We start from the raw sequence: 23978 nt of genomic DNA, 5'->3' as shown, positions 1-23978 counted from the left end.
AGCACGAATCCGATCGAACGCCTTAACGGGGAGATCAAGCGGCGCACCGATGTCGTCGGCATATTCCCGAATGACGACGCCATCGTGCGTCTCGTCGGAGCCCTGCTGCTCGAACAGAACGATGAATGGGCCGTTCAGCGTGCCCGCTACATGACGCTGGAAAGCGTCGGACAATTGAGCGATGATCCCTTCATCAGCCTGCCAGCAGTAGCAGCACGCTGACCAACCCGGCCAAGCCGGACAGCACGGCGACCAATGCCGTCAGTTACACCACGCGGTGGGACACCATCGTTTCAATGAGGAACCACTTTGAGCATATCGATGAGCGAATTGACCGATGGTGGTCGCTGTCGCCGAGGCGAATACATGCCGATAAGGTTGTCGCTCCAAGGGGCCACATTGTGGGATTGGAGGAGATTGATACGTTCCGGTACTTCGAGCCCGAGGAAGGCGATGTAATTTTTTGGGGTGAGCAGTTCAGTATCTACGCGGTGCTTACCGAGGTGCAGCGGATACTCCCCAAGCTGCGAGAGGAAGTGGCCAAGCCCCAGGAGCAGTGACCGTCCGGTAATTTCTGCGAGAAAATTTCTTCGGGCGATACCCTTAAGCGAGACCCGGGGTATTCCCCCCTTGGTACCCGGGGGACGGGTAGGGGAGTGAGGCGCGTAGAGATCTGACCCTGCAGCCTGACGACACAGAGGGAGAAGGCGTCCCTTGCCGTTCTTCGCTGCGTCATTACTCGGTCATTACAAAACCGACTGAGACGAGGATCTCGGAGATCTCATCCGACAAAAGATTTAGTGATTTCAGAGAGTTAAATGGCGCGCCCGAAAGGATTCGAACCTCTGACCCCCAGATTCGTAGTCTGGTGCTCTATCCAGCTGAGCTACGGGCGCGCATGGCGTGGTGTGAACCAGCCCCGAAACGTGTCGGCCGCGAGGCCGTCGTCGTTCGTGGGCGCTAACTACCCACTCGCTTCGGGGATTGCAAGCGGGCATCGCAAAATTTTCTCGGATTTTTTTGCACATGCACCAGCTGCCGCAACGGCAGGCGTCAGGCGCGGCGGCGGATCGCGCTGCGCGCCGCGCCGATTTCCACAGGCTGGTCCGGGATCGTCACCGCGAACACCGTATGGCCGCCGCGGCTTTCCAGAAGCTCGATCGAGCCGCCGTGCAGGCGCGCCAGTTCCTGGGCGATCGCAAGGCCAAGGCCGGTGCCGCCGCTGCGCGCCGAGCCGATGAACGGCGTAAACAGATTTTCGCGCGCACGCGGGGGAAGGCCCGGCCCGGTGTCCTCGATCAGGATGCGGCAGACCGAGCCGGTGCGCTCGGCGCTGATCGACAGGCGCTTGACCACCGCCGTGTCCTTGTCGGCGGCCATCGCCTGCACCGCGTTGCGGGAGAGGTTCGACAGGATGCGGAACAGCTGCTCCGAATCGGCGTCGACCTCGAGGTCGGGCGCGACCGCGTTGACCAGCTCGATGTCGCTGCCGGCATCGAGCCCGAGGAACTCGTGCACCTCCTCGACCACCTGCCTGAGCCGCACCCGCCGGCGGCGGGGAGGGGCTTCTTGCGTGCGGCCATAGGAAAGAACGCCTTCGGTATAGGAGACGGCGCGGTCGATGGCGCGCAGGAGCTTTGGCACGAAGTTCTGCGCGACCGGATCCTCGACCGTGGTGAGACGGTCGGAGATGAGCTGGGCGGCCGCCAGCGTGTTGCGCATATCGTGATTAATCTTCGAGACGGCGAGGCCAAGGTCGGCGAGGTGTTTTTGCTCGGCGAGCGTGCGCTGCAGCTGCGTCTGCATCGAGGCAAGCTCGCGCTCGGCAACGCCGATTTCGTCGTCGCGGCCGCTCGGCGAAATGATTCGTGCCGGATCGTCAGGCGTGCGGGCAAAGTCGAGCATCGAACGCGTCATGGCGCGGATCGGACGGATCATCATCCGGTTGATCGCCGCATAGACGAGCATGGCGGTGATCAGGGGGATGATGAGGGAGAGGGCGGCGACGTTGCGCGCGTGCACAAGCATTGCCTTGCGCAGCGCCGATTCGCCGATCAGCACCTCGAATTCCTTGTTGCTCTCGCCGACGGGGCCGAAGACGCGCAGCACGCGGTTGCCGCCGAAGAGCAAAGTGTCGAAGGCTTCCTGGATCGCGGTCGGCATCGACATGTTGCCGAGGTCGACATGGACGTCGACCTGCGGCGGCACCTCGGTGACGACGAGGAGGCGCGAGGAGCCTTCGTCGCGCACGGCCACCGCCATGGCGCCCAGCGCCATGAGCACCTCGTCCTGGACTTCACGCGAAAGACTGTCGGGCTCGCTCTCGACGAGGACGATGCCGACGGCGGCGGCGGTCGCCAGCCGCTCCTCCAGCCAGCGCAGGCGGAAATTGGAGACGGAAGGCACGAAGATGAAGATCTCGGCCAGCATCACGAAGACGACCGTGATTGCGAGCAGCTTGGTCGACAGTCCGCGCGTCAGCGGCACCTCTTCAGTCGAGGCGTGTTCGGAGACGTGCGTGTCGGTCCCGGTTGCTGGCAATCCTTCCTCCGCGCCGAATGACAATCCTGCCGCGATGCATGCTCATTCTGCACGTACCAATTTAGTAGTCGTGAAGACGATAGACTACCCTCGGCGCAGTCTGCGGCGAACAGCTTGCATATACTGTGGCACAGGCGCTCCACCGCGCCCCGCAACATTGACTCAGGTGGCGCGCGATCATATAAGCCGCCCACGCTCGGGCCTTGGCTCCGTCGCTGGTCTTGTCATGCTTGCATGGCAGGGGGTTGCGGCAATCCATTTCGGGCGACGCTCCTGCTCATAAAGAGTCAGATCTAAGAAGGGCCGCACACCGCGGTATTTAAACAAATGAAGCGCACCTACCAACCCTCAAAGCTTGTTCGCAAGCGCCGTCACGGCTTCCGTGCACGCATGGCCACCAAGGGCGGCCGCCTGGTCCTGAACGCTCGCCGCGCCCGCGGCCGCAAGCGTCTGTCCGCTTAATTTGCCGCAGGGCCGCGCACCCGTGGCACGGCCAGCTGGCAAGGGGCCGGAGCGTCTCAAGAAGCGCAAGCAGTTTCTGGCCGTCCGGGCGGGTGAAAAGCGCCGCGGACGGCTGTTTCTGCTTGAAGTCCTGGACCGCAATGACGATCTCCCGCCCAGATATGGCCTGACCGTTACCAAGAAGGTCGGCAATGCGGTGGTCCGGAACCGCATACGCAGGCGGCTCAGAGAGGCCGTCCGCGTTCATGCCGCTGATGACATGAAGGCCGGCAGCGACTATGTGATCGTCGGGCGCGAGGACGTGCTCGGCGTCGCATTCGATGAACTGACCCGGGAACTGTCCCGCAGAATTCGCGGCGCGCGGTAAGGAACCGATGGAAAACAATCGCAATTTCTTCATCACGATCGCGATCTCGGTGGCGATCCTGGTCCTGTGGCAGGTGTTCTACATGAACCCCCGCATCGAGGCGCAGCGCGAGGCCGCGCGCATCGAGCAGGAGCAAGCCCAGGCCCAGCAGGCTGAGCAGCCGGGCGCAACGCCAGCTCCGGCCACGTCTTCAAACGACGTCCCCGGCCAGGGCCCGGCGGCAACGGTTCCCGCAGGCGCCCCGCAGGCTGCCGCGAAGACCCGTGAGGCCGCACTCGCCGCGTCGAGCCGCATCCAGATCGACACGCCGCGCATTGCCGGCTCGATCAACCTGGTCGGCGGCCGCATCGACGACCTGATCCTCAAGGACTACCGCACGACCGTCGAGAAGGACTCGCCGAACATCGAGCTTCTCAACCCGTCGTCGCGGCCCGACGGCTACTTCGCCGAGTTCGGCTTCGTCGGCAGCGCGGAAACCGGCTCGGTTCCCGGCCCTTCGACTGTCTGGACCGTCGAAGGCAACCCGACGCTGACCCCGGCTACCCCGGTGACGCTGACCTACACCAACGATCGCGGCCTGACCTTCACCCGCACGATCGCGGTCGACAACGACTACATGTTCACGATCTCCGACGCGGTGGCCAATGCCGGCGAGGCTCCGGTCTCGCTGTCCGGCTACGGCCGCGTCGCGCGCATCGGCACCCCGGCGACCCAGGGCTTCTACATTCTCCACGAGGGCCTGATCGGCGTCACCGGCACCGAGGGCCTGCAGGAGATCGACTATTCGGATCTCGCCGAGAAGCGCCAGATCCAGCCCGGCAAGTCCGAGGACGGCTGGCTCGGCATCACCGACAAGTACTGGGCCGTCGCGATGGTCCCGTCGGGCGCGCAGGCGTTCCAGCCGCGCTTTGCCTTCTTCAACGAGGGCGGCGAGCGCTACCAGGCCGACTACCTGACCGACCCGATCACGGTCGCTCCGGGCCAGTCGCACACGCTGGAGACGCTGGTCTTTGCCGGCGCCAAGGAGACCGCGAAGATCGACGCCTATGAGGCAGAGCGCGGCATCCGCCAGTTCGACCTTCTGATCGACTGGGGCTGGTTCTACTTCATCACCAAGCCGATGTTCTATCTCATCGACTGGCTGTTCCATGCCCTCGGCAATTTCGGCCTCGCGATCCTCGCGACGACCGTTATCGTCAAGGCCGTCTTCTTCCCGCTTGCCAACAAGTCGTACAAGTCGATGGCAAACATGAAGATGGTGCAGCCGCAGCTGCAGGAAATCCGCGAGCGCTACGCGGACGACCGCATGAAGCAGCAGCAGGCGATGATGGAGCTGTACAAGACGGCGAAGATCAATCCGCTGGCGGGCTGTTGGCCGATCGTGATCCAGATCCCGGTGTTCTTCGCACTCTACAAGGTGCTCTACGTCACCATCGAGATGCGTCATGCGCCGTTCTTCGGCTGGATCCGCGACCTCTCGGCTCCGGACCCGACCTCGCTGTTCAACCTGTTCGGCCTGCTGCCCTACGACGTGCCGGCGGTCCTGCTGATCGGCGTGTGGCCAATCATCATGGGCATCACGATGTTCCTGCAGATGCGCATGAACCCGACGCCGCCGGACCCGACGCAGGCCATGATCTTCAACTGGATGCCGGTGATCTTCACCTTCATGCTGGCGTCCTTCCCGGCTGGCCTCGTGATCTACTGGGCATGGAACAACCTGCTCTCGATCACCCAGCAGGCGATCATCATGAAGCGCCAGGGCGCCAAGATCGAGCTCTGGGACAATCTGGTGGGCTTGTTCAAGAAGAAGCCGAAGCCGGCGGAGTAAGAGGTCGGCAACCGATTGAGGAAGGCCCGCCGAAAGCGGGCCTTCTTTGTTTTTGCGGCCATATCGGCTAAGGATCCGCGACCCTTGAAGGAGCAAGCAATGAGTGAAGTGCAGCAGGCGGTGACCGCGGACCTGTTCACGCGCCCGTGGGTATTCATCCGTGGCGTGCCCTCGATGGAGTTCCTGCCGCCGGAAGGCCCGGCCGAGGTCGCCTTCGCCGGCCGCTCGAACGTCGGCAAGTCGTCGCTGATCAACGCACTGGTCGGCCGCAAGGGCCTTGCACGCACCTCGAACACGCCGGGCCGCACGCAGGAACTCAACTTCTTCGTGCCGGATGGCTATTCGGGCGAGGCAGGCGACCTGCCGCCGATGGCGCTGGTCGACATGCCGGGCTACGGCTACGCGCAGGCGCCGAAGGCGCAGGTCGACGCCTGGACGAACCTTGTCTTCGACTATCTCAAGGGCCGCGTGACGCTGAAGCGCGTCTACGTCCTGATCGATGCCCGCCACGGCATCAAGAAGAACGACGAGGATGTGCTGACGCTGCTCGACAAGGCGGCGGTGTCGTACCAGATCGTCCTGACAAAGATCGACAAGATCAAGGCTGCCGGCGTGCCGCGCCTGCTGGCCGAGACGGCGGAGAAGATCCGCAAGCGGCCGGCGGCGTTCCCGACGCTGATCGCCACCTCCTCGGAAAAGGGGCTCGGCATGGACGAGCTGCGCGAGGCCATCGCGCTGGTCGTCAACGGCGGTTGAGCTGACGCTGCGTCGCTCGCGACAAAGCGGTGGATGTTGCACCGCACATACTAGGAAAGTGTCCTCCTCCGGCGTTAGGGAGGGTCCGATCAGGGCCGAACGCCGGGGCATTCCACCGGGGCGTTCTGGCGGGCGGCCATGAGGGTGCCGCCCATTTTTGTTGCAGGGAAAGCTTGTGCGTAAAAGAAGGTCATCCGATTGCCGGGTGCCGGAATTTCGCATAGGTTTTTCCCGAACGATAAAAAAACGGACGACAACCCAATCCGTGCCAGCCAGAGGTGGACAAATGCCAGGTTTCCCGAAAGTCTCCAGTTTCATGCCGGTGTCGCGCCGCCGGCTCCTGCAGGGTGCAGGTGCAGCAGCGATGCTCGGCGTCGCCGGCGCACCGTCGCGCCTGTTCGCGCAGGAAAAGCTCAAGGTCGCGGCCGTCTATACGGTGCCGTTCGAGCAGCAGTGGGTGAGCCGCATCCACCTCGCGGCCAATGCCGCCAAGGAAGCCGGCGAGATCGAGTACGCAGCGACTGAGAACGTCTCCAACACCGACTATGAGCGCGTGATGCGCGAATATGCCGAGCAGGGCTACCAGCTCATCCTCGGCGAGGTGTTCGGTGTCGAGGATGAGGCGCGCGCTGTTGCCGCCGACTACCCGGAAGTCGCCTTCCTGATGGGTTCGTCCTTCCCCGCCGATGACTCGGTGCCGAACTTCGCGCCGTTCGACAACTACATCCAGGACGCCTCGTACCTGACCGGCCTCATCGCCGGCGCGATGACCAAGACCAAGAATATCGGTCTCGTCGGTGGCTTCCCGATCCCGGAGGTCAATCGCCTGATGAACGCCTTCATGCAGGGCGTGCGCGAGACGGCCGGCGACGACACCAAGTTCCAGGTCGCGTTCATCGGTTCGTGGTTCGATCCGCCGAAGGCCAAGGAAACCGCCTTCGCCCAGATCGATGCCGGCGCGGACATTCTCTACGCCGAGCGCTTCGGCGTGTCGGATGCCGCCAAGGAGCGTGGCGTGCTGGCGATCGGCAACGTGATCGACACGCAGTCCGACTATCCGGAGACGGTCATCGCCTCGGCGCTGTGGGACTTCAAGCCGACGCTCGCCAAGGCGATTGCCGAGGTGAAGGCCGGCACCTTCAAGGCCGCCGATTACGGCGTCTACTCCTTCATGAAGGAAGGCGGCTGCTCGCTCGCTCCGCTCGGCACCTTCGAGGGCAAGGTTCCGGACGAGGTCAAGAAGCTCGTTGCCGAGAAGGAAGCCGCGATCCGCTCCGGCGAGCTCGTGATCGAGATCAACGACAACGAGCCGAAGTCGAGCTGATAGCAACACTGTGCCTCCCGCCAGGGAGGCGCTACTTCATGGGCAGGTGGAGGAACAGTCCTCCAGCCTGCCCTGTCCTTGACGGACAGCGCCCGCTGTCGACACATCTGCGGTCTCATGGCTGAAACTGTTCTGCGTCTCACCAACATCACCAAGCGGTTCGGTCCGCTGGTGGCGAACGATTCCATCTCGCTGGAACTCGCGGCTGGTGAGGTGATCGCCCTGCTCGGTGAAAACGGCGCCGGCAAGACCACGCTGATGAACATCCTGTTCGGCCACTATGTCGCCGATGAGGGGACCGTCGAGGCGTTCGGCAAGCTGCTGCCGCCGGGCGACCCGCGCGCGGCGCTCGATGCCGGCATCGGCATGGTGCACCAGCACTTCACGCTGGCCGACAACATGACGGTGCTGGAAAACATCGCGCTCGGCACGCAGAGCCCGTGGTCGTGGAAGCTCGACCGCTCGGGCGCCCGCGCGCGCATCCGCAAGCTTTCGGAAGATTTCGGCCTTGCCGTCGATCCCGACAAGACGGTCGCGCAGCTGTCGGTCGGTGAGCGCCAGCGCGTCGAAATCCTCAAGGCACTTTACCGCAACGCGCGCATCCTGATCCTCGACGAGCCGACGGCGGTGCTGACCCCGCTCGAGACCGATGCGCTGTTTGCGACGCTGAAGATGCTGGTCGCCAAGGGCATGTCGATCATCTTCATCTCGCACAAGATGCATGAGGTGATGGCGGTCTCCAACCGCGTGATGGTGCTGCGCGGCGGCAAGCTGGTCGGCGGCCGCGAGACGGCGGGCGCCACGCGCCAGGAACTCGCGGCGCTGATGGTTGGCCAGGAAGTTGCCTTCCCGCCGGTGGAGGCCGTGCCGCGCGGCGAAGAACTGTTTTCGCTCGAGAACGTCTCGACGACACCGCGCGCCGGCGGCAGCGCGCTGCATAATGTGTCGCTTTCGCTCTACGGCGGCGTCATTACCGGGCTCGCCGGCGTGTCCGGCAACGGGCAAGCAGCGCTCGCTGCCCTGCTGTCGGGAACCGAAAAGCCGCTGTCCGGACAGATCCGTATCGCGGGGGGGGAGGTTTCCGCCTGGTCGCCGCGCGAGGCGCTTGCCCGCGGCATTGCCCGCGTTCCGGAAGACCGCCATGCCGTCGGCTCGATCGGTGACATGTCGGTGACCGAAAACGTGATTTCCGAGCGCTACCGCTCGGAGCGCTTCAGTCGCCACGGCTTCATGGACTGGAAGGCCGCGCGCGCCTTTGCGGAAGAACTGATCCGCGACTACGACGTGAAATGCCCGTCGCCGGACGCGCGCATCCGCCTGCTTTCTGGCGGCAACATGCAGAAGCTGATCCTCGGCAGGGCGCTCGATCCCGATCCGGTCGTGATCCTTGCCAACCAGCCGACGCGCGGCCTCGACGTTGGCGCCGTTGCCTACGTGCACAAGAAGCTGCTCGAAGCCCGCGCCCGCGGCGCGGCGATCCTGCTGATTTCCGAGGACCTCGACGAGATCCTCAGTCTCTCCGACGAGGTTCGGGTGATCTTCAAGGGAAGGCTCTCCTCGCCCTCGCAGCGCGGCGAACGTTCGGTTCAGGAGATCGGCGAACTGATGGCCGGCCACGGCATCGGCGAGGCGGCGTGACGATGATGCTTTCGACCAACGACAATTCCCATTCGAGGCCCCGCCATGCGGCTTGAGCCAAAACCGGCGCCGACGCTTGTCGAGACCTTTGCCTATCCGCTCGGCGCGGTGGTGGTGACGTTCGTCATCGCCTCGCTGCTGGTGCTGGCGGCGGGCGCATCGCCCTTTTCCGTCTTCGCGCTGGTCGCCAAGGGCGCGGCGGGCTCGCGCTTTGCGATCATGGAAACGCTGACGCGGGCAACGCCGCTGATCTTCACTGGTCTCGCCGTCGCGGTCGCCTTCCGGGCGAAACTCTGGAACATCGGCGCGGAAGCCCAGCTCTATGCCGGCGCGCTGATCACCGTGGTGCTGGCAACCGGCGCGCTGCCGCTTCCCGCTCCGATCCTCATTCCGATCCTGATGATCGCGGCAATGGCCGCCGGTGCGCTGCTCCTGCTTGGACCCGCGCTTCTCAAGACGCGGCTTGGCGTCGATGAGGTGGTGACGACGCTGCTTCTCAACTTCATCATGCTGCTGTTCGTGTCGATGCTGCTCGAAGGCGTGCTCAAGGATCCGATGGGCATGGGCTGGCCGCGCTCGCCGAAGATCATTGCCGACGCGCAGCTGCCGAAGCTGATCGCGCGCACGCGCCTGCACCTCGGCTTCCTGATCGCTATCGTCTCGGCGGTGGTCGTCTGGATCATTATGAAGAAGACGACGCTCGGCTACGAGATGCGCGCTGTCGGCCACAATGCCGAGGCAGCACGTTTTGCCGGCATTCCCGTCAACAGCGTGCTGATGAAGACGGCCCTGTTGTCGGGCGGCCTGGCGGCGCTTGGCGGCTTCTCGGAAGTAACGGGCCTCAAGAGCAACCTGACGCTCGATCTGTCGCCGGGCTTTGGCTACACGGGCATCGTCGTGGCGATGCTGGCGATGCTCAACCCGCTCGGCGTGGTGCTGTCGGCGATCTTCGTTGCCGGCATCTTCGTCGGCGCGGACGCGATGAGCCGCACGGCGGGCGTTCCGTCCTACATCGCCGACGTGATGGTGGCGACGGCGCTGCTGACGATGGTCGTCGCGATCATGATGACAAGGTTCCGGGTGAGGTGGCGGTGATGACGAAGGCGTTTGCTATGACCACTCCGGTATCCTTCGCCCCCTCCGGCGCTTCGCGCCACCTCCCCCGTGAACGGGGGAGGATCAGCAGCGGTGACGGCGGATCCTTCCCTGCGAAGCGGGGGAGGGGGACCATGCGCAGCATGGTGGAGGGGGCCTCGCTATGATCGAAGCCTTCGACATTCTCCTGACCGCCTCGTTCTGGGTCGCCGCGATCCGCATCGCCTCGCCGCTGATCTTCGCCACCATGGGCGAGCTGATCTGCGAGCGCGCCGGCGTGCTCAACCTCGGCATCGAGGGCATCATGGTCGCCGGTGCATTCGCCGGCTGGATCACCGTCTATCTCGGCGGTGATCTCTGGTTCGGCCTCGTGGTGGCGGCGCTCGCCGGCGCGGCCTTCGGCCTGCTGCACGCGACGCTGACGGTGCCGCTCGGCCTGTCGCAGCATGTCTGCGGCATCGGCATCACGTTGCTGGCAACCAGCCTGTCCTACTTCACCTACCGCCTCGTCCTGCCCGAAGTAACGTCTCCGCCGCGCATCGAGCCGTTCCAGCCGCTGCCGATCCCGGGACTTTCGGAAATCCCGGTCATTGGCCCGGCGCTGTTCAACCAGACGCCGCTGACCTACCTCGCCTTCATCACCGTCGCACTGGTCGCCTGGGTGCTCTACCGTACGCCGCTTGGCCTTGCCGTGCGCGCGGCGGGTGAGAACCCGTCTGCGGTCGAGGCGCAGGGCATCAGCGTCACCGCCATCCGCATGGGCTCGGTCATCGTCGGCAGCGCGCTGATGGCGATCGGCGGCGCGTTCCTGACCATGTCCGCGTTCAACTCGTTCTTCTTCGAGATGATCAACGGCCGTGGCTGGATCTGCATCGCGCTGGTCGTGTTCGGCTCCTGGCGGCCCGGCAAGGCGCTGCTTGGCGCGATCCTCTTTGCAGCCTTCGACGCCTACCAGGTGCGGCTGCAACAGCTGACCGGCGGCGCGGTGCCCTATCAGCTGTTCCTGATGATGCCGTTCGTGCTGTCGATCCTCGCGCTGGTCGTCATGGCCCGCCGCGCGACATATCCGAAGGCGCTTATGATTCCATACCAGAAAGGCGAAAGATGAGCTTCGACCTGATCGTCAAGAACGGTGTGCTGCCGGACGGCCGCACCGCCGACATAGCCATTTCGGGCGACAAGATCGCCGCGATCGAACCGAAGATCGAGGCGCAAGCCGGCCGCGTGATCGATGCAGAAGGCTCGCTGGTTTCCCCGCCTTTCGTCGATCCGCACTTCCACATGGACGCGACGCTGTCCTACGGCATCCCGCGCATCAACCGCTCGGGCACGCTCCTCGAAGGCATCGCGCTGTGGGGCGAGCTGAAGCCGCTGCTGACGCATGAAGCCGTCAAGCAGCGCGCGCTCGACTACTGCGACTGGGCCGTGTCGATGGGTCTGCTGGCCATCCGCACCCATGTCGACACCTGCGACGACCGACTGCTGGCGCTGGAAGCGCTGCTCGAGGTGAAGAAGGAGGTCGCGCCCTATCTCGACCTGCAGCTGGTTGCCTTCCCGCAGGACGGCTTCTACCGCGACCCGACGGCGCGCGCGAACACGATCCGTGCCCTCGACATGGGCGCCGATGTCGTCGGCGGCATCCCGCACTTCGAGCGGACGATGGAAGACGGCCGTCGCTCGGTGACGGAGTTGTGCGAGATCGCGGCCGAGCGTGGCCTGATGATCGACCTGCACTGCGACGAGACGGACGACCCGATGTCGCGCCACATCGAGCAGCTGGTCTATGAGACGCAGCGCCTCGGCCTGCACGGCCGCGCCAACGGCTCGCACCTGACCTCGATGCACTCGATGGACAACTACTATGTCTCGAAGCTGCTGCCGATGATGGCGGAGGCGCAGGTTTCGGCGATCGCCAACCCGCTGATCAATATCGTGATCCAGGGCCGCCACGACACCTATCCGAAGCGCCGCGGCCAGACCCGCGTGCCGGAAATGCTGAAGTACGGCATCCGCGTCGGCTTCGGCCAGGACTGCGTGCTCGACCCGTGGTACTCGCTCGGCACCGGCGACATGCTCGACGTCGCCTTCATGGGTCTGCACGTCGCGCAGATGACCCACCCGGACGACATGCGCAAATGCTTCGACATGGTGACGGTGGAGAACGCCGCCATCATGAACCTCGAAGGCTACGGTCTCGAGGTCGGCAAGACGGCCAGCCTGGTGGTGCTCGATGCGGGCGATCCGGTCGAGGCGATCCGCCTGCGCGCCGAGCGCCTGACGGTCGTCTCCAAGGGCAAGGTCGTTGCCGAGCGTCCGCGTCGCGACACCACGCTGACGCTGCCGCGCCGTCCCGCCAGCGTCAACCGCCGGCACAAGCTGCCGCCGGTCGTGGACTGAGAACTACACACCGAGGACGAGCGCCCAGTAGCGGCGCTCGCCGCTGGCATCCGCCGTGTAGGCCAGGCCGAAGCGGCGGAAGTTCGGATTGAGCATGTTGTTGCGGTGGCGGGTCGAGGCCATCCACATCTCGAACAGGCGGTCCATGCCGAAGCGGCCGGCCGCCACGTTCTCCGCCGACATTCCGCGAACGCCGTTCTTCTGCATGCGGGAGGCAAAGTCGCGGCCGAAGCTGGTCGTGTGAGCCATCTTGCCGGTCTGGGCCATGTAGGCCGACTGCTCAAGCGCCGCACGCTCCAGCTGGCCGTCGGGCGAGAGCGGCGACAGGCCGGCCTGTTCGCGGATGCGGCGGAGATAGGCGGCACCCTCGGACGACGCGCCGGCGCTGGAACCGGTCGGCTGTGTTGTCGTGGTGCAGCCAGCAGCGGCGAGGAGTGCGGTTGCCCCAAAGCCGATCAAGACGGTCCGGCGGCTGGCGAGGGACGAAGAGGGGAAAGTGGTGGGGAGCGTTGTCATGGGCGCTGAAACTAACGCCGAAGATGGCAATTCGCGGGCGGCTGCCTCACTTGCAACCAATTCCTGCGCCGCTAATTTCCCGACAAGCTGACCATCTGCCTCGTCATGGGAGACGTTACATGTTGCGCCGAGTTCTAGCTCCCGTTTTGCTGCTATTCCTTGCCGGCTGCGTGACGGCCGAGGAGCAGCGGGCGATGGACGAAGACACCTGCCGGTCCTACGGCTTCACGAAGAAAAACGATGCCTTTGCCGAGTGCCTGCTGCGGCTCGAACTCGACCGCCGCGCCGAGCGCCGCGCGAGCATGGCGCAGCTCGAATACAGCCGGCCGTGGGTGATCTACCGGCCGGTGCCGGTGCATCCGCCGCATCCGCCACGCCCGCCGCACCGCGACTAGGGCCAGTCGGCAAAGCCTGGGGTAGGAGCGTTGCGCCCTTCCTGCTGCAGGCTAGCTGCGATCTTGCGGTAGCGGCCGGGGGGCACGCCAATCATCTGCTTGAAGAAGCTCGAAAAGTGCGCCGGGTCGTGAAAGCCGAGCGCATGGCCGAGCTGCTCGATCGTGAGCGACGAGCGCTCCAGGCGAAGCGCCGCCTCATGCGCCAGCCGCTCCGAGATCAGCGCCTTGGGCGACTTGCCGATCTCCGAGGTGCAGATCGAATGCAGCCGGTCGGCGGAGACGCCGAGGGCTTCGGCGTAGCGCGCGACCGGCCAGTGGCTGCGGAAGTTCATTTCGACCAGCTGGCGGAAGCGCTGCAGGATACCGGATTTCGCGCCGCTGCCGGAGGGCACAAGCTCCTCGCCGCCGGCAATGCGCAGCATCACCACCAGCATGATCCTGAGCAGCGCCGACAGCAGCAGGTGCGAGCCTTCAAGCGGCTGGCGCAGCTCGCGCAGGATGCCGTTGCAGCAGCGCTCCAGCGTGGCGCGTGTTCGGCTTGGCCGGTGAGCGACAGGGCAAAGTTGCGATCGGCGAGCTGGTGCAGGCCAACCGACTCCGCCTGGTCGCCTATGGCCGCGATGACCAGCGGCTCGGAGGTCCAGCAGCGATAGCCGGTGGCGCCCGCATCGACCCTGAGCCGACCGGAGGCGAGGGTGCCCAGCCACAGGCAGGCGGGCGCGGTAATCGTAAAACGGCTGCCTTCCGTTTCAGCCTCGGCGCTGCCATCGGTCAGCAGAAGAAACTGCCGCCCGGAAGAATCCGGCTGCCGGTTGAACGACCAGCTGCGCGGATGAAGACTGCTCTCGACGCGTTCCGCTTTCACGCTGTTCGTCCGCCTTTCGGGAAGATCGATGCGGTTTGCTTATGCCCTCCATCTTCTTTCTGATGCGGGGCGCCAGATTTCTACAAGAGATCGCCAGATTTATCCATATCAGTAGTGCTTTCCTTGTAGTTTGCTTCTAGCCGGAAGGAGCCTGTCCACTTCAGTGGACGGGAGCCGGGCAGGGAGACCCGGCAAGGGGAGGCGAGATTTGAACGAGGCCGTGCGCGCCACGACCGCAGTTTCCGTGTTGGCTGAACGCTGCAAGGCGTCGACGGTCGTCGAAGCACGCCATATCGCCAACATTGCCGCTTCCGCATTTCCCCGCTGGTCGCGCACCGCGCCTGAAGAGCGCCGTTTCATCCTCGAAAGAGCCGCGGAGCGCCTGCTTGCCCACGGCGACGACTTCATTCGCCTGATCTCCGAAGAAACCGGTGGCACGGCCGCATGGACGAGGCTGAACCTCAAGCTCGGGGCGTCGATCCTGCGCGAGGCAGCGGCAATGACCTCGCAGGTCGCCGGCGAGGTCGTGCCCGTCAACATGTCTGATACGCTGTCGATCGCGCTGCGCCAGCCCTGCGGCGTGGTGCTGTCGATGGCGCCGTGGAATGCGCCGATCGTGCTTGCGACACGTTCGATCGCCTGGCCGCTTGCCTGCGGCAACACCGCCGTCTTCAAGGCGTCAGAACTCTGCCCGCGCACGCATGAGCTCATCGTGCAGGTGTTTGCCGAGGCTGGTTTGCCCGAGGGTGTCGTCGGCATCGTCCACAATGAGGTCGATCACGCCGAGGAGATCGTCGAGGCGCTGATCGCGCATCCGGCGGTGCGCCGCGTCAACTTCACCGGCTCGACCCGCGCCGGCAAGGTGATCGCCTCGATCTGCGCGCGGCACCTGAAGCGTTCGCTGCTCGAACTCGGCGGCAAAGCGCCGCTGATCGTGCTGGATGACGCTGATATGGATCAGGCAGTTGCCGCTGCCGCCTATGGCGCGTTCTTCCACCAAGGCCAGGTCTGCATCTCGACCGAGCGGCTCATCGTTCACGAAGACCTTGCCGAGGACTTCATCGACCGGCTCAAGGCACGCGCCGAACGCATGACTGTGGGCGATCCGGAAAAGCCAGAAGGCCGCATCGGCCCGATGATCTCCGAACAGGCGGCGGGCCGCGTGCGCGGCCTGATCGACGACGCCGTCACCAAGGGCGCACGGCTGGTGGTTGGCGGCCGGCAGGAGGGTGCGTGGCTCGATGCCACCATCCTCGACGGCATCACGCCCAATATGCGCATCTACTACGAGGAGACGTTCGGGCCAGTCGCCTGCGTCATCCGCTACGCCGATATCGACGAGGCGGTTTCGATCGCCAACGACACCGAATACGGGCTCGCCGCCGCGGTGTTCGGCCGTGACGTCGGCCGCGCGCTCGATGTCGCGCGCAGGCTCGAGACCGGCATCTGCCACATCAACGGCGCGACCATCAACGACGAGCCGCAGATGCCATTCGGCGGAGTCAAGGCCTCCGGCTGGGGTCGCTTCGGCGGCCGCGCCGGCATCGACGAATTCACCGAGCTTCGGTGGATCACCATTCAGAGCGGGAAACAGGAGTACCCGATCTGACGCATACCCGCGGAGAAATCCGCAACAGTTTTGGGCATTTCAACGGGAGGTAACGACATGCTGAGAAGGACATTCATCGCACTGGGCGCTTCGGTGGCCCTCGCGGGACTCACGGCGACAGGCGCGTTCGCGGAGGAGGTGCTGAAGATCGGCGCCAGCGCGCCGAAGACCGGCCCGCTCGCCGGCGGCGCAGCCATGACGCACTGGCCGAACGTCAAGCTCTGGGTCGACGAGGTCAACGGTGCGGGTGGTCTCGACATCGGCGGCACCAAGCACAAGATCGAGATCGTCGAGTATGACGACCAGACCTCCGCTGAGACTGCGATCCAGAACATCCAGCGCATGGCGACGGTCGACAACGTCGACTTCATCATCACCCCGTACTCGACGGGTATCAACGTCGCAGCCGCGCCGATCATCGCGCAGTACGGCTTCCCGCACATCACGACGAGCGCGGCCACTGACGGCATCGAGGACTTCGCCAAGCGCTGGCCGAACTCGTTCTGGATGCTCGGCAGCGCGACCCAGCTCGCCAAGGGCGCGGTCGAGACGCTGGTGAAGCTGCGCGACAAGGGCGAGATCGGCAACAAGGTGGCGCTGGTTCACGTCGCCGACGCCTTCGGCCTCGAGCTGGTCGGCGCCGCCAAGCCGGCGCTTGAGGAAGCCAAGTTCGAGATCGTCTACGAGGCTTCGTTCCCGCTCGGCACGCAGGATCTTGCGCCGGTTGTCTCGGCTGCCAAGGCCGCCACGCCGGATGCCTTCGTCGCCTTCTCCTATCCGGGCGAGACCTTCGCGCTCACCGAGCAGGCGAAGATCCAGAACCTCGAGGTCGGCGCGTTCTACACCGGCGTCGGCACCGCCTTCCCGCCGTTCGCAGGCCGCTTCGGCAAGTCGGCTGAAGGCATCCTCGGCATCGGCGGCATCGACATCGAGAACCCGAAGATCGCCGACTACATCAAGCGTCACACCGAGTCGGCTGGCTCGGGTCCGGACTTCTGGGCGAGCGCGACCACCTACGCCGGTCTGCAGATCCTCGGCCAGGCGATCGAGAAGGCCGGTACCAAGGACCGCGCTGCCGTGATCGAGGCGATCAAGTCGAACAGCTTCGACACGGTCATCGGCGAGGTGAAGTTCGTCAACAACGTCAACCCGAACGTCTGGACCGTTGGCCAGTGGCGCGACGGCAACTTCGTTGCTGTTGCCGCGGACGGCATGTCGGTCTCGGCCGAGCCGGTGAAGAAGCAGGGCTGGGAATAAGCCCCGCCTGAACACTCAAGACTTCCGGCGCGGGCGACCCGCGCCGGAAGATCCTATCGGTAGAAGAGTTTCATGCAGATCATCGTCACCGGCATATTGTTGAGCGGGACCTACGCGCTGATAGCGCTGGGCCTGACGCTCCAATACGGCGTCGCGCGCATCATGAATCTCGCCAATGGCGAGACGCTTGTCGCCGGATGCTTCATCGCCTTCTGGCTGTTCGCGTCGTTCGCGATCAATCCGATCCTCGGCCTGTTCATCATTGCCCCGCTGGCATTCGCCTTCAACTGGGGCATCTACCAGGTCGCGCTCAAGCCGCTGGTCGACCGCGCAAAGAACCGTGGCCAGCTTGAGGTCGATTCGATCCTCGCGACCTTCGGTCTGATGTTCCTGCTACAGGGCCTGATGATTTCGGGCTTCGGCGGCGAGTACCACTCCTACCAGTTCCTGTCGGAACGCTTCGAGATTTTCGGCAGCGCCTATGGCCTCAACCGCGTCGTCGCCTTCATCGCGGCGGTCGTGATTGCCGCGGTGCTGTACTACTTCCTCTACCGCACCCGCCTTGGCACCGCCGTGCGCGCGGTGGCGGTGGACCCCAATTCGGCGAACCTCGTTGCCATCGATGTCGCCAAGGTCGCAGCCGTCACCTTCGCGCTGGGCGGCGCGCTGACGGCCTGCGGCGGCGCGCTGCTGTCGACCTTCTACACCTTCAACGCCTCGATGGGCGTCACCTTCACCATGAAGGCGCTGATCATCGTCATCATGGGCGGTGTTGGCGACGTGCGCGGCGCGGTGGTGGCGGCGCTCATCCTCGGCATCGCCGAGACGCTGGTTGCGACTTACATCGACCCCGGCCTGACGATCGCCGCAACCTACACGCTGTTCATCATCATCCTGCTGGTGCGGCCGCAGGGCATCTTCGGGAGGCGCACGACATGAGCGAGCTTCCGTTCGGCATCACCCAGAAGGAACTGCGCATCGGCATCGGCATCGCCGTTGCCGCCGGCATCGCCGCGCTGCTGCCGCTGTTCGACCAGGGCTATTACCTGTCGCTGTCGGTGAACCTGATGCTCTACGCCGCTCTCTGCACGGCCTGGACACTGTTCTCGGGCCCGACGCACTACGTGTCGCTTGCCTCCGCCGCCTTCTTCGGTCTCGGTACCTATGCGGTGGCGCTGGGCGTCGAAAGCATTCCGTTCCCGATCCTGGTGGCGTTCGGCGCGGTAGCCGCAGCGATCCTCGCCGGCCTCGTCGGCGCCGCGACGCTGCGCCTCTCGGGCGTCTACTTCGTCATTTTCACCCTCGGCCTTGCCGAGCTGGTGCGCCAGGTCGTGACCTGGGCGCAGGCGAAGTTCACCGGCAAGACCGGCCTTTACGTCTTCACCGACTTCCGGGAGATGCACATCTTCTGGATGCTGCTCGCGCTCACCATCGCCATCTTCATCACCGGCTGGCTGATCAATCGCTCGCGGCTGGGCTTTGCCATGCAGATCATCGGCAATGACGAGACGGTGGCGCGCCACGTCGGCATCGACACCGCGCGCTCGAAGATCCTGCTGTTCATGATCTCCGGCGCCTTCATCGGCATTGCCGGCGCGATCTGCGCGCCGCGCTACGCCTACATCCAGCCGCCATCGGCCTTCAATCCGCAGATCTCGTTCCTCGTCGTCATCATGGCGCTGCTCGGCGGCACCAAGCGGCTGTGGGGCCCGCTGGTCGGCGTCGTGCCGTTCATCTTCGTGATGGACTTCGTCGCCGCGCGCCTGCCCAATCAGATGCCGATCGTGATGGGCATCGCCTTCCTCGCCATCGTCTACTTCGTGCCGAATGGCGTGACCGGCGTGCTGGAGAAGGCGCTGGCGAAGTGGAAGGCGCGCAATGCGCCCGCGCCTCAAGCGGTCGCGGACAAGCCGGCGGAGGTGCGCCCATGAGCCTCGCACTTTCCGTTCGCACCGTTCGCAAGCAGTTCGGTGGCCTTGTCGCGGTCAACAACGTCTCGTTCGACGTGCATGACGGCGAGTTGTTCGGCCTGATCGGCCCGAACGGTTCCGGCAAGACGACGATGCTGAACATGATCTCCGGCGCGCTGAAGCCGACGTCTGGCGAGATCATGCTCGGCCATGACCGCATCTCCGGTCTGGCCGCCCACCACATTGCCCGCAAGGGCGTGGCCCGCACCTTCCAGCTGGTGAAGGTGCTGCCCTCGCTCGACGCGGAGGAGAACGTCATGGCCGGCGCCGTCTTCGGCCACCAGCGGCTTTGGGGCGAGGAGGCGAGATCGCTCGCCCGCCAGCTGCTCGAGCGCGTCGGCCTTGGCGGCCGCGAGCACATGCCGGTCTCGGCGATGACCTATATCGACCAGAAGCGGATCGAGCTTGCGAGGGCGCTTGCTTCGAACCCCCGCGTGCTGCTGCTCGACGAGTGGCTCGCCGGCCTCAACCCCAGCGAGCTGCAAATCGGCATCGAGCTCATTGCGGAGCTGCGCGCGGAAGGGCGCACCATCATCATGGTCGAGCACGTGATGGACGCGATCCGCACGCTATGCGACCGCTGCGTCGTCATGTCGAGCGGCGTGAAGATCGCCGAGGGCGGGGTGGCCGAGACACTGTCAGATCCGGAAGTCGTGCGTGCGTATCTGGGAGACGACGATGCTTGAGGTCAAAGACGTTTCCGTCTCCTACGGCCGCCACCGCGCCCTGCAGGGCGCGAGCCTGAAGGTCGAGAAGGGCGAGATCTGCGTCATCCTCGGCGCCAATGGCGCCGGCAAGTCGACGCTGCTCAAGGTGATTGCCGGCATGGTGAAGAGCGAAAGTGGCTCGGTCATCATGACCGGCAAGGACATCACCCACCTCAAGGCGCACCAGATTGTCGAGGAGGGTATCGCGCTGGTGCCCGAAGGCCGCGGCATCTTCGGCGACCTGACGGTGGCCGAGAACCTGCAGCTCGGCGCCTTTGCGCGGCGCGCCCGTGCGGGCGAGACCGCGACGCTGGAGCAAATCTACCGCCTGTTCCCGCGCCTTGCCGAGCGCAAGACGCAGATCGCCCGCACCATGTCGGGCGGCGAGCAGCAAATGGTTGCCATCGGCCGCGCATTGATGTCAAAGCCCGACATTTTGATGCTGGACGAGCCGTCGCTCGGCCTGTCGCCGCTGCTCTCGCAGGAGCTTTTCCGCGCGCTGGCGGAGGTGGCAAAGACGGGCGTGGGCATCCTGCTCGTCGAGCAGAATGCGCGCCAGAGCCTCAAGATCGCCCAGCGCGGCTACCTGATCGAGAACGGTCTTGTCACCGGCGAAAACACCGCTCAGGCGCTGATGAACGACCCCGCTGTCATCAGCGCTTATCTTGGCGGCGCAAAGGCTGCGGCCGCAACGCCGAAGGCTGCCGCAGCAAGGCCGAGGTTCCAGCTTCCGGCGGCCCTGCGCCTGCCGCTCAGCGTGGAGGCGCTTGGCCGCGCGGTGGGAGCTCTGGCCGCCCGGGCAGGGCGAATCCAGTGGGCGTTCATCCGCGCCCTGCGTCGTGACGCGCCGCCGCCGTCCGCCTTCGTCGGTCGCTACGACCCGAAGGCGATCCCGGACCCGTGGAAGGAAGTTGCGACCGAGGAAGTTTCGCGTCCCGTCATTGCCGCCGCGCCGTTCAGCGTCGCGCCCAATGCGCGGCGTTTGGGCGAGAACGCGAGCGACTTCGCGGCCCGCGCTTCCGAGCGGCTCGCCGCGCACATCGCCGCGCGCAGGCTCACCGCAAAGCGTCCGAGCGCCTTCGACAAGCCGTTGGTGGCGCAGCCCGAGCCGCAGGCGGCTGCTGTTCCCGCTGCCGCTCCGGTCCCGCGTAAACCTGCGGAACCTGTTGCGCCGAAGCCGGAGGACGTGGCGCCACCCAAGCCGAGCCTGATCGGCCACAATAGCGGCGGGTTGCCCATTGATGATGAGGACATGCCGACCGCAGCCAGCCACCCGCAGAAGGTCGACCAGCCGGTGAAGTTGTCGCCGGCGGATCTCGCTGCCCGCGCGGCCGAGATTCAGGCGGCCTACATCGCCCGTCGCCGCCAGGGCTTGGGGCATTTCGCGCCGGTCCCCGAATACCGCGCTTCCATCGCGCCGGCTCCCGCCACGGCCGAGCCGCCGAAGCAGCCGCCGCAGCCGCAGCCGGCCCGCCCGGCCGCAGATGCCTTTGCCGACATGGGCGCACGCGCGGCCGCCCGGCAGGCCGAGCATGTCGCGCGTTTGCGCGGCAAGGTTGCCAAGGCCGCGCAGGTGCCGCTATGGCAGCCACCTGAACCGCGACGGATCGAGGCGCCGGCAGAAGGTGCCGATTCCGCTTCAGCGGGCGGCAAGAAGCCCGTGGTGGAAGAGCCGGCGAACAATGCGGTCGCGGAGCTCGTGTCGCGGGCAACCTCGATCCAGGCCGCGCATGTAGCGAACAAGCGCAAGGGGCTGACGGCCTACACCATTCCAACGCAGCCGTCGCGGACGCGGCCGGCTGCCCCCGAAACGGACCCCGCAAGGGGGCGAGAAACACTGAGCAAGGAGGCCTGACACATGGCTCGCGTATTCGAAGGCATGTATATCGGCGGCGGGTGGACCGGCGCAAAGAAGACATTCAAGGACTACAACCCGGCCGACGGTTCGGTCTGGGCCGAGGTTCCGGATTGCGGCCGCGCCGAGACAGCAGCCGCGATCGAGGCGGCGCAGGAAGCGTTCCATGAATGGTCGCAGCTGCCCTTCTCCAAGCGCGCACACTATCTCCACAAGGCCGCCGAGATCTGGGAGCGCCGCCGCATGGAGATCGTCGACGCGATCCAGGCAGAGGGCGGCGGCTGGTTTGGCAAGGGCATGTTCGAGACCGGCTACGTGACCGAGGTCTTTCACGCCGCGGCGGCTTCCGTCTGGAATCCGACCGGCGAGGTGATGCCGTCGGAGTACGGCAAGATCTCGATGGCCGTGCGCCGTCCGATGGGCGTCGTCTCCGTCATCAGCCCGTGGAACTTCCCGTGCATCCTGACCGCGCGCGGCTTCCTGTTCCCGCTTGCCGCCGGCAACACCATCGTCCTGAAGCCGTCGGAAGAAACGCCCTATCTCGGCGGCCTGCTGTTTGCCGAAATCTTTGAGGAAGCCGGCCTGCCGAAGGGCGTATTCAATGTCGTCACCTGCTCGCGCGACAACGTGCAGGAAGTCGGCGACGAGCTGATCGAGCACCCCTATGTGAAGGGCATTTCCTTCACGGGTTCGACGGCTGTCGGCCGTCAGGTCGCGGCCAAGGCTGGCGCGCACCTCAAGAAGTGCTGCGTCGAGCTCGGCGGCAAGGACTCGCTGATCGTTCTCGATGACGCCGACATGGAGCGCGCCACCCAGGCGGCGAATTTCGGCTCCTTCATGCACCAGGGCCAGATCTGCATGTCGGTCGAGAAGGTCCTCGTCCACGAGAAGATCTTTGACGAGTTCCTCAAGCGCTTCGTCGAGCGTGCCGCCCGCCTCAAGGTCGGCGACCCGACCAAGAGCAAGGAGCACATCATCGGCCCGCTCATCAACGACAAGCAGGTCGGCAAGGTGCGCGAGCAGCTCGAGGATGCGATCGCCAAGGGCGCCAAGGTGGTGCTGGGCGGCAAGATCGACGGCCGCTTCGTCGAGCCGACGATCCTGACGGGCGTCACCCCGGACATGAAGCTCTACCAGGACGAGACCTTCGGCCCTGTGGTGCCGGTCATTCCGTTCCGCACCGATGACGAGGCAATCGCCATTGCCAACGACACCGAATATGGCCTGTCGGCTGGCGTGATGAGCCGCGACGAGGCGAGGGCGCTTGCGATCGTCAACCGTCTCGAGACCGGCAACTGCCACGTCAACTGCTCGTCGGTGAACGATGAGCCGCACGTGCCGTTCGGCGGCTTCAAGGCCTCTGGCTCCGGCAAGCATGGCGGCCGCTGGTCGCTGGAGACGTTTACCGAGACCCGCTGGATCACGCTGGACCGCGGCGGCCGTCCGTTCCCGCCGGTGTTCTAAAGCCAGAGAGGCTGGCAGGGCTGTCCGAGAGTACTCGGCCCGCCCTCCAGCAAGCGCGTGGAGTATTGCATTGAGAGAAGGCCCGGGCCGATTGTTCCGGGCTTCTTTTTTTGACGTCGTCTGGTGGGGGCTGGCTCTCGCATTGTTGCCCCTGGTATCCGAGGCTGGTGGTTATCAGAAACGTTCCGGCATGGATCCTCGGGTCGAGCCCGAGGATGACGATGGGAGGCTTCGCAAGCGAGGTCTGGCGCTCGTGTCGCCCCCTCCGCCGCCTTCGGCGGCACCTCCCCCATAAATGGGGGAGGATCCGGGGTTGAGGCTTTCGAGGCTAGGATTGTACCTGCGGCGCTGGAGGCAGGCGCTCAATGAGGTGTCGTCAGTAAGCCGCTATTGCTGACAAGAGAAACTCATGCCCGAGGCGGGGGTAGGCCCCTTCCGCAATCACTTCCTGGCGTTCCGCGACAGATGGGGGGCTTGCTTCTCGCTCAACCTTTTCCCCCGGCACGCCCTCGGGATCCTCCCCCGCGCGCGGGGGAGGATCCCGAGGGCGACGGAGGGGGCTCGCGGAGTGCGGCGGTTGCCGGCAAGAGGTGCCCATCTCTGCCGATGTAAGGTGAAGCGCGGAGCTGGCGTAGCGCGGGCCTGCGGCACTTTCGGATGGACCACGTGCTCAACCGACGCCGTAGCGTTGTTTCACCGTTCAGGCATGGCAACTGTGTTTGTCAGGCGAAAGCTTTGCCGTCCCGGAGCATGGCGTTGAGCACGGTGACGAGCTTTCGGGCGACGGCGATGATGGCGACCTTCTTCGAGCCNGAGCGCNGGGCAATGNCACTGTAGAAGTCCTTGAAGCGCTGGTTTGCCCGGATGGCTCCAAGCGCTGCCATGTAGAGTGCCTTGCGCACCCGCGGCCTTCCGCCAGCAATGGCGCG

Annotated in this window: 22 protein-coding genes, 1 tRNA gene and 1 pseudogene; 18 read left to right on the top strand and 6 right to left on the bottom strand. The window is 65.2% G+C overall.

Annotated elements, in window-relative coordinates; all coding sequences use genetic code 11:
• Positions 1 to 222, top strand: a 222-nt coding sequence (locus tag L630_RS0118595) for a transposase (RefSeq protein ID WP_024849713.1), incomplete at its 5' end; no start/stop codon positions are given.
• Positions 223 to 819: 597 nt separating this feature from the next.
• On the opposite strand, the gene L630_RS0118585 is transcribed toward L630_RS0118595, so the two are convergent.
• A tRNA-Arg gene (locus tag L630_RS0118585) sits at positions 820 to 896 on the bottom strand.
• 157 nt (positions 897 to 1053) lie between these two features.
• Positions 1054 to 2541, bottom strand: coding sequence for a HAMP domain-containing sensor histidine kinase (locus tag L630_RS0118580; protein ID WP_024849711.1), 1488 nt, complete (start codon positions 2539 to 2541; stop codon positions 1054 to 1056).
• A gap of 327 nt (positions 2542 to 2868) precedes the next feature.
• Between L630_RS0118580 and rpmH the strand changes: the two genes are divergently transcribed.
• The 9 genes from rpmH (at position 2869) to L630_RS0118530 (ending at position 12411) form a co-directional block, all read left to right on the top strand.
• Entirely contained in the window at positions 2869 to 3003 is a 135-nt protein-coding gene (gene rpmH / locus L630_RS0118575) for a 50S ribosomal protein L34 (RefSeq protein WP_024849710.1), read from the top strand.
• Between the two features lie 22 nt (positions 3004 to 3025).
• On the top strand, positions 3026 to 3370 hold the full coding sequence (rnpA, locus tag L630_RS0118570) for a ribonuclease P protein component (RefSeq protein WP_024849709.1): 345 nt from the start codon (positions 3026 to 3028) through the stop codon (positions 3368 to 3370).
• Between the two features lie 7 nt (positions 3371 to 3377).
• Positions 3378 to 5201, top strand: coding sequence for a membrane protein insertase YidC (gene yidC, locus L630_RS0118565; RefSeq protein ID WP_024849708.1), 1824 nt, complete (start codon positions 3378 to 3380; stop codon positions 5199 to 5201).
• A gap of 99 nt (positions 5202 to 5300) precedes the next feature.
• Positions 5301 to 5957: a ribosome biogenesis GTP-binding protein YihA/YsxC gene (gene yihA / locus L630_RS0118560; protein WP_024849707.1), complete on the top strand. Its 657-nt coding sequence runs from the start codon at positions 5301 to 5303 to the stop codon at positions 5955 to 5957.
• A 286-nt stretch (positions 5958 to 6243) separates the two neighbouring features.
• Complete coding sequence (locus L630_RS0118555; protein WP_245263803.1) at positions 6244 to 7281, top strand: BMP family protein; 1038 nt, start codon at positions 6244 to 6246, stop codon at positions 7279 to 7281.
• A 117-nt stretch (positions 7282 to 7398) separates the two neighbouring features.
• A complete protein-coding gene (locus L630_RS0118550; protein ID WP_024849705.1) occupies positions 7399 to 8919 on the top strand; it encodes an ABC transporter ATP-binding protein in 1521 nt (506 codons plus the stop codon).
• Between the two features lie 45 nt (positions 8920 to 8964).
• A complete protein-coding gene (locus L630_RS0118545) occupies positions 8965 to 10014 on the top strand; it encodes an ABC transporter permease (protein WP_024849704.1) in 1050 nt (349 codons plus the stop codon).
• A 163-nt stretch (positions 10015 to 10177) separates the two neighbouring features.
• Positions 10178 to 11122 (top strand): ABC transporter permease, encoded by a 945-nt coding sequence (locus L630_RS0118535; RefSeq protein WP_198019559.1) that lies wholly within the window; start codon positions 10178 to 10180, stop codon positions 11120 to 11122.
• Positions 11119 to 12411, top strand: a complete 1293-nt coding sequence (locus L630_RS0118530) for an amidohydrolase family protein (RefSeq protein ID WP_024849702.1) — start codon at positions 11119 to 11121, stop codon at positions 12409 to 12411. The genes L630_RS0118535 and L630_RS0118530 overlap by 4 nt, the downstream gene beginning before the upstream one ends.
• Before the next feature lie 3 nt (positions 12412 to 12414).
• Here L630_RS0118530 and L630_RS0118525 read toward each other — a convergent pair whose 3' ends face one another.
• Positions 12415 to 12927: a CAP domain-containing protein gene (locus L630_RS0118525; RefSeq protein ID WP_024849701.1), complete on the bottom strand. Its 513-nt coding sequence runs from the start codon at positions 12925 to 12927 to the stop codon at positions 12415 to 12417.
• Positions 12928 to 13046: 119 nt separating this feature from the next.
• Here L630_RS0118525 and L630_RS0118520 point away from each other — a divergent pair, with 119 nt between their 5' ends.
• Positions 13047 to 13322 carry a hypothetical protein gene (locus L630_RS0118520; RefSeq protein WP_024849700.1) on the top strand — a complete coding sequence of 92 codons (276 nt, stop codon included), beginning with the start codon at positions 13047 to 13049 and terminating at the stop codon, positions 13320 to 13322.
• Here L630_RS0118520 and L630_RS21795 read toward each other — a convergent pair.
• Both L630_RS21795 and L630_RS22285 read right to left on the bottom strand, forming a co-directional pair.
• Entirely contained in the window at positions 13319 to 13744 is a 426-nt protein-coding gene (locus L630_RS21795; protein ID WP_186445292.1) for an AraC family transcriptional regulator, read from the bottom strand. The two genes, L630_RS0118520 and L630_RS21795, sit on opposite strands and share 4 nt — an antisense overlap.
• Positions 13744 to 14187 (bottom strand): hypothetical protein, encoded by a 444-nt coding sequence (locus tag L630_RS22285; protein WP_051473361.1) that lies wholly within the window; start codon positions 14185 to 14187, stop codon positions 13744 to 13746. Before L630_RS22285 ends, L630_RS21795 begins: the two co-directional genes overlap by 1 nt.
• A gap of 208 nt (positions 14188 to 14395) precedes the next feature.
• Between L630_RS22285 and L630_RS0118510 the strand changes: the two genes are divergently transcribed.
• From L630_RS0118510 to L630_RS0118480, 7 genes and pseudogenes are all read left to right on the top strand, one after another.
• Positions 14396 to 15796 (top strand): aldehyde dehydrogenase, encoded by a 1401-nt coding sequence (locus L630_RS0118510; protein WP_024849699.1) that lies wholly within the window; start codon positions 14396 to 14398, stop codon positions 15794 to 15796.
• A 57-nt stretch (positions 15797 to 15853) separates the two neighbouring features.
• Positions 15854 to 17053: an amino acid ABC transporter substrate-binding protein gene (locus tag L630_RS0118505; protein WP_024849698.1), complete on the top strand. Its 1200-nt coding sequence runs from the start codon at positions 15854 to 15856 to the stop codon at positions 17051 to 17053.
• Between the two features lie 72 nt (positions 17054 to 17125).
• The gene (locus L630_RS0118500; RefSeq protein WP_024849697.1) at positions 17126 to 17992 is read left to right on the top strand and encodes a branched-chain amino acid ABC transporter permease; all 867 of its coding nucleotides are present in this window, start codon (positions 17126 to 17128) and stop codon (positions 17990 to 17992) included.
• Positions 17989 to 18984, top strand: a complete 996-nt coding sequence (locus tag L630_RS0118495) for a branched-chain amino acid ABC transporter permease (RefSeq protein ID WP_051473359.1) — start codon at positions 17989 to 17991, stop codon at positions 18982 to 18984. The genes L630_RS0118500 and L630_RS0118495 overlap by 4 nt, the downstream gene beginning before the upstream one ends.
• Positions 18981 to 19709, top strand: coding sequence for an ABC transporter ATP-binding protein (locus tag L630_RS0118490; protein ID WP_024849695.1), 729 nt, complete (start codon positions 18981 to 18983; stop codon positions 19707 to 19709). The genes L630_RS0118495 and L630_RS0118490 overlap by 4 nt, the downstream gene beginning before the upstream one ends.
• A pseudogene (locus tag L630_RS23475) lies at positions 19702 to 20415 on the top strand (ABC transporter ATP-binding protein); the annotation flags it as partial. The gene L630_RS0118490 and the pseudogene L630_RS23475, both read left to right, overlap by 8 nt.
• Positions 20416 to 21588: 1173 nt before the next feature.
• Positions 21589 to 23049 carry an aldehyde dehydrogenase family protein gene (locus L630_RS0118480; RefSeq protein WP_024849693.1) on the top strand — a complete coding sequence of 487 codons (1461 nt, stop codon included), beginning with the start codon at positions 21589 to 21591 and terminating at the stop codon, positions 23047 to 23049.
• A gap of 722 nt (positions 23050 to 23771) precedes the next feature.
• Here the strand turns inward: L630_RS0118480 and L630_RS0118475 are convergent.
• A partial coding sequence (locus tag L630_RS0118475; RefSeq protein WP_024849692.1) for a transposase occupies positions 23772 to 23978 on the bottom strand: 207 nt, incomplete at its 5' end.

The sequence above is a fragment of the Aminobacter sp. J41 genome, assembly GCF_000526635.1.
In the GTDB taxonomy this organism is placed as follows: Bacteria; Pseudomonadota; Alphaproteobacteria; order Rhizobiales; family Rhizobiaceae; genus Aerobium.
This window is presented reverse-complemented; position numbering and strand designations above follow the sequence as displayed.

Bases quoted from the DNA above. Each gene is read 5' to 3' on its own strand.
- rpmH (WP_024849710.1), top strand. From the start codon at position 2,869: ATGAAGCGCACCTACCAACCCTCAAAGCTTGTTCGCAAGCGCCGTCAC.
- yidC (WP_024849708.1), top strand. From the start codon at position 3,378: ATGGAAAACAATCGCAATTTCTTCATCACGATCGCGATCTCGGTGGCG.
- yihA (WP_024849707.1), top strand. From the start codon at position 5,301: ATGAGTGAAGTGCAGCAGGCGGTGACCGCGGACCTGTTCACGCGCCCG.
- L630_RS0118555 (WP_245263803.1), top strand. From the start codon at position 6,244: ATGCCAGGTTTCCCGAAAGTCTCCAGTTTCATGCCGGTGTCGCGCCGC.
- L630_RS0118550 (WP_024849705.1), top strand. From the start codon at position 7,399: ATGGCTGAAACTGTTCTGCGTCTCACCAACATCACCAAGCGGTTCGGT.
- L630_RS0118545 (WP_024849704.1), top strand. From the start codon at position 8,965: ATGCGGCTTGAGCCAAAACCGGCGCCGACGCTTGTCGAGACCTTTGCC.
- L630_RS0118535 (WP_198019559.1), top strand. From the start codon at position 10,178: ATGATCGAAGCCTTCGACATTCTCCTGACCGCCTCGTTCTGGGTCGCC.
- L630_RS0118530 (WP_024849702.1), top strand. From the start codon at position 11,119: ATGAGCTTCGACCTGATCGTCAAGAACGGTGTGCTGCCGGACGGCCGC.
- L630_RS0118525 (WP_024849701.1), bottom strand. From the start codon at position 12,927: ATGACAACGCTCCCCACCACTTTCCCCTCTTCGTCCCTCGCCAGCCGC.
- L630_RS0118520 (WP_024849700.1), top strand. From the start codon at position 13,047: ATGTTGCGCCGAGTTCTAGCTCCCGTTTTGCTGCTATTCCTTGCCGGC.
- L630_RS21795 (WP_186445292.1), bottom strand. From the start codon at position 13,744: ATGCTGCGCATTGCCGGCGGCGAGGAGCTTGTGCCCTCCGGCAGCGGC.
- L630_RS0118505 (WP_024849698.1), top strand. From the start codon at position 15,854: ATGCTGAGAAGGACATTCATCGCACTGGGCGCTTCGGTGGCCCTCGCG.
- L630_RS0118500 (WP_024849697.1), top strand. From the start codon at position 17,126: ATGCAGATCATCGTCACCGGCATATTGTTGAGCGGGACCTACGCGCTG.
- L630_RS0118495 (WP_051473359.1), top strand. From the start codon at position 17,989: ATGAGCGAGCTTCCGTTCGGCATCACCCAGAAGGAACTGCGCATCGGC.
- L630_RS0118490 (WP_024849695.1), top strand. From the start codon at position 18,981: ATGAGCCTCGCACTTTCCGTTCGCACCGTTCGCAAGCAGTTCGGTGGC.
- L630_RS0118480 (WP_024849693.1), top strand. From the start codon at position 21,589: ATGGCTCGCGTATTCGAAGGCATGTATATCGGCGGCGGGTGGACCGGC.